This window comes from Protofrankia sp. Cr2 (assembly GCF_963555885.1).
Taxonomy (GTDB): Bacteria; Actinomycetota; Actinomycetes; order Frankiales; family Frankiaceae; genus Protofrankia.
The window spans coordinates 3,261-6,030 of sequence record NZ_CAUVXG010000107.1; the positions used below are offsets into that span (position 1 = coordinate 3,261).

The following is a 2,770-nucleotide window of genomic DNA, read 5'->3' on the forward strand; positions in this document are numbered from 1 at the left end:
GGGCTCCTCGGTCGGTCGCTGCCCGACCTGCTCGCGGCCGGCCGGTGCGACCTGCGGAGCTTCCTGCTCGATGAGGGCGCTGTTCTCGACGATGCGGGCGATGTCGGCGGTGGCCCGGTCGTGGCGGGCGTCGTGGTCGGTGGCGGGCGCGCCCTCTCCGGTGTCCTCGACGCGGAACACCTCGACCTCGCCCGTGTCGGCGCGGTAGCGGAACTTCACCCGGACCCGCATACGTTCACCCCCCTATCCTCACGATCGGCAATCAGAGCGGACCGCACAGATCCACAGTTTTATAGATCTTCAGGCCGTCAGTGCTCCAGAAACTGCGGCCTCCGGGCGCGCGATCTGACGATCGTCGCGCGCCCTTTGGCCCGCTAGATCTGCAGCTCGAACTCGATGTCGAGAACGCCGCCGTTCTCCGAGCAGGTAATGCCCTCGGCCCGCCTGGCTCGGGCGTAGGCCAGGATCGCGTCCCGGTAGGCGCCGGCCAGCGCCTGATGGAAGATGTTGCGCCCCTGGATGCCGACGGCGACCAGCCGGGTCGCCGCCTCCCGGCGCAGCGCCTCGACGCGGGAGGTCGCGGCCTGCGCCAGGGCGGCGTCCGCGCGGGCCGCGGCGGCGGCCTCCACAGCGGTGCCTTCGGCGTCGTCGGCCTGCACCCGGGCGGCGGCGAGCAGCGCGTCGACCTGGGCATCGACGGCCCGAGCGGCGTTGCGTTCGGCGTCCCGGCGCGCATGGGTCTCCGTCCGGCCGCCGTAGTTGTCGTCGTAGTAGGTGCCTTCGCCCTCACCTTCGACGGTTTCGGTGAGCTGTCCGCGTACGACGGTGGCGACTTCGGCGGACGCCGCCACCTCGGCGGCAACCTCCGCGACGATCTCCAGTTCGCGGGTGGCCGGGTGGCCGGGTGGTAGAGCAGATAGCCGCCGTCGAGGGCGTGCCGGAACGACTCGCCGTCCCGTTCCCACCCGTCGGTGCGGGCGAGAACGCCGGTCAGCGCGGCCAGGGTGGGCGCGCCGATGCTGCTGCCCAGCGGTTCGCGGACCCGCGCGTCCCCGACGGCCTGCCCACGCCGGGTCACCTGACGGCGGACCTCCTGCTCCCACGCGTCGGTCAGGTCACGGGTGGCGCGGACGCGGACCCGACGTGGGTTACACATCGACCAGCCCCTCCTCGGCGAATCGTTCCCGGAAGATGGTCAGCGTCTCCCGCTGATGCTGCTGGACGCCGGCGAGCAGGTCGCGGGCGTCTGGATGCTCGCGGCGCAGTTCCAGGGCGAGCCGCTGACCGCGCCGCAGCAGCTCCTTGAACTCCTCGGCCCCGGCCACCCGGTCGCGCTGGCCGACCAGCTCGGTCAGGTCGATCCGCAGCTCGCCGACGCTGCGGACGGTGTGGCCCGGCTGGTCGACGGGAACGTCGGGTTCACCCGCCGGGACAACCGTCCACCCGAGGTCGGTTTCCTCGAGCCGCTCCCGCACCCGTCCGGTGTCCTCGTCGTTGACCCGGTAGGAAACCGCATGCGCGGTCGACCAGAATTCGTGTGGCCCCAGGCCGAGGCTCGCGAGGATTTCCGCGGCCTTGCGGCGTTCTGGTTCCGAACTCGCCCGCACAATCACATGGCAGCTCTGCGCCGGCCCCTCCTCGGCTTCCGCCGACTGCGCGGTCGAGCCTTCGGTAGCCTGCGCACGGCCGCCGTCCTGCGTCGACGCCGTGACATTTTCCGATGCCGCGGTTCGACCGTTTTCGTTCGTTTCGCCGGTCGTCGAGTTTAGCTCGCTGGTGAGATGGCGGGCGGCGAGTCGTTGAAACACGGCATTTGCCGGGTACCGCTCACTGCTGTTGTACAGCAGCGTCCGGAAGGGCACGAGAATGATTCCATTGTCGAACTCGATGAATACCTGTGTCCACCACTGTTCCGGGTTGATGCCCTGGATGACCGGGCTGTATGCCAGCGGGTACCCGATCTGGTTGAGCACCATCGAGGCGGCAGCCTCGGTCCGGTAGGCCCGCGCGACCGCGTTCAGGAAGTCGGTCCGCTCGGTATTGGTCAGGCAGATGTCGGGGTCGCCGTCCGGGATCCCGTCACTCGGCGACCTGCCGCCATCGCCAACCGGTGCCACTGGAACCCCCCGCCTCCGCAGCGCCGACGTCGCAACGGTTGCCCCAGTTGCGCCGTAACGTGAGCGTAGTCCTCGCCACAGCGATGACAACGTCGTGGTACGGGAAACGCCGCCCAAACAATGGTTCTGCACCGCCACCACCCGCCTACCCTGAGCGATGGAACAGCGCCCGTACATGCTCACCGGGCAAGCAGGTCGCGAGGAGCTGCGTCCGTGACACCCGCAGCCCTGGATGTCTATCTGGCTGTCTACCTGCTTGCCAATGTCCGTCTAGCGGATAGACTCGACCGGTGCGGGCGCGCGAGGTGAACCGGGCCATTGAACGGGCCGGCGGCGTGTTCGTCCGCCAAGTCGGCTCGCACAGACGTTATCGCGTGATCTACACCGACATCGATGGTCGAGAAGCGCGGGCGGAGACGGCCGTACCCCAGCATCCTGGTGATATTCCGACGGGAACACTCGCTCGGATCGAGGCAGATCTTGCGCCGGCGTTCGGGAAGAGGTGGCTACGGACATGAAGAACACGACACGCGCTGTCTACCGGGTCAACGTCACGCGGGAGCGAGACGCGTGGCTTGCAGACGTCCCGGATGTTCCCGGCGCTCACACCTTCGCGCGAAGCCTGTCCGCGCTGCAGCGCAGCGTGCGGGAGG

Annotated in this window: 4 protein-coding genes and 1 pseudogene; 1 reads left to right on the forward strand and 4 read right to left on the reverse strand. The window is 69.1% G+C overall.

Annotated features, from left to right (window positions below):
• The 4 genes and pseudogenes from U9978_RS23680 to U9978_RS23690 all read right to left on the reverse strand — a co-directional run.
• The coding region (locus U9978_RS23680) for a hypothetical protein (protein ID WP_322763362.1) at nt 1–231 on the reverse strand (231 nt) is incomplete at its 3' end.
• A 143-nt stretch (nt 232–374) separates the two neighbouring features.
• Nucleotides 375–965: a hypothetical protein gene (locus tag U9978_RS23685; protein ID WP_322763363.1), complete on the reverse strand. Its 591-nt coding sequence runs from the start codon at nt 963–965 to the stop codon at nt 375–377.
• A pseudogene (locus U9978_RS24235) lies at nt 953–1,156 on the reverse strand (molecular chaperone DnaJ); the annotation flags it as partial. The pseudogene U9978_RS24235 and the gene U9978_RS23685, both read right to left, overlap by 13 nt.
• A complete protein-coding gene (locus U9978_RS23690) occupies nt 1,149–2,117 on the reverse strand; it encodes an effector-associated domain EAD1-containing protein (RefSeq protein ID WP_322763364.1) in 969 nt (322 codons plus the stop codon). The pseudogene U9978_RS24235 and the gene U9978_RS23690, both read right to left, overlap by 8 nt.
• Nucleotides 2,118–2,422: 305 nt before the next feature.
• Between U9978_RS23690 and U9978_RS24240 the strand changes: the two genes are divergently transcribed.
• Entirely contained in the window at nt 2,423–2,635 is a 213-nt protein-coding gene (locus U9978_RS24240; protein ID WP_416211122.1) for a type II toxin-antitoxin system HicA family toxin, read from the forward strand.
• Nucleotides 2,636–2,770 lie beyond the last annotated feature (135 nt).